The sequence below is a fragment of the Stenotrophomonas sp. NPDC077659 genome, from assembly GCF_050268705.1.
GTDB lineage: Bacteria > Pseudomonadota > Gammaproteobacteria > Xanthomonadales > Xanthomonadaceae > Stenotrophomonas.
Genome location: NZ_JBNNHG010000295.1, coordinates 1 through 1307, shown reverse-complemented (window position 1 = coordinate 1307; position 1307 = coordinate 1). Strand labels below are relative to the sequence as shown.

The following is a 1307-nucleotide window of genomic DNA, read 5'->3' as shown; positions in this document are numbered from 1 at the left end:
GAAGAAGCCGTTCGAGCAGCAGCGCCAGACCGTGCTTGCCGACCTCAATGGCGACGCCGGCCTGGGCGGCTTCGATGCGGCCCAACTGGGTCATGCCCAGGTTGCCGCCCTCGCCCACCACCTTGCAGCGCAGCTCGCCACCGTTCACGCGCAGTGCGTTGTTGGCGCGGTCGCCGACATCGCTGTGCTGCTCGCTGGCGGCCTTGACGTAGGTACCGATGCCGCCGTTCCACAGCAGGTCGACCGGGGCCTTCAGGATCGCGCTCATCAGATCGTTCGGCGACAGCGCCTTGACGTTCTCGTCCAGGCCCAGCGCCTCACGCACCTGCGGGCTGATCTCGATCGACTTCAGGCTGCGCGGGTACACGCCGCCGCCCTTGCTGATCAGCTTGGCATCGTAGTCGGCCCAGCTCGAACGCGGCACGGTGAACAGGCGCTCACGTTCGACGAACGTGGTGGCCGCATCCGGGTTCGGGTCCAGGAAGATATGGCGGTGGTCGAACGCGGCCAGCAGGCGGATGTGGCGCGACAGCAGCATGCCGTTGCCGAACACGTCGCCGGACATGTCGCCGACGCCGACCGCAGTGAAGTCCTGGGTCTGGCTGTCACGGCCCAGCGCACGGAAGTGGCGCTTGACCGATTCCCACGCACCGCGGGCGGTGATGCCCATGCCCTTGTGGTCGTACCCCACCGAACCACCGGAGGCGAACGCATCGCCCATCCAGAAGCCGTGCGCGATGGCCAGGCCGTTGGCGATGTCGGAGAAGGTCGCGGTGCCCTTGTCGGCGGCCACCACCAGGTACGGATCGTCCATGTCGTGGCGCACGACATCCAGCGGCGGCACGATCTTGTTGTTGACGATGTTGTCGGTGATGTCAAGCAGGCCCTGGATGAACAGCTTGTAGCAGGCCACGCCGTTGGCGAATACCGCATCGCGGTCGCCATTCACCGGCGGGGTCTTGGCGAAGAAGCCGCCCTTCGCGCCAACCGGCACGATGACGGTGTTCTTGACCATCTGCGCCTTGACCAGGCCCAGCACTTCGGTGCGGAAGTCTTCGCGACGGTCCGACCAGCGCAGGCCACCACGGGCCACGGCACCGAAGCGCAGGTGGGTACCTTCCACGCGCGGGCCGTAGACGAAGATTTCGCGGTACGGGCGCGGCTTGGGCAGGTCCGGCACCAGGGCCGAATCGAACTTGAAGCTGATGACATGGCCGTGCTGGCCGCTGGCATCGGTCTGGTAGTAGCTGGTACGCAATCTCGACACGCTGATCGACCGCGTCAAGAAGATCGGCCCGACCCACGTC

General features: G+C 66.3%; 1 protein-coding gene. It reads right to left on the bottom strand.

The features are described from left to right. The coding region (locus ACQKDV_RS19580; protein WP_427785882.1) for an NAD-glutamate dehydrogenase domain-containing protein at nucleotides 1-1307 on the bottom strand (1307 nt) is incomplete at both ends.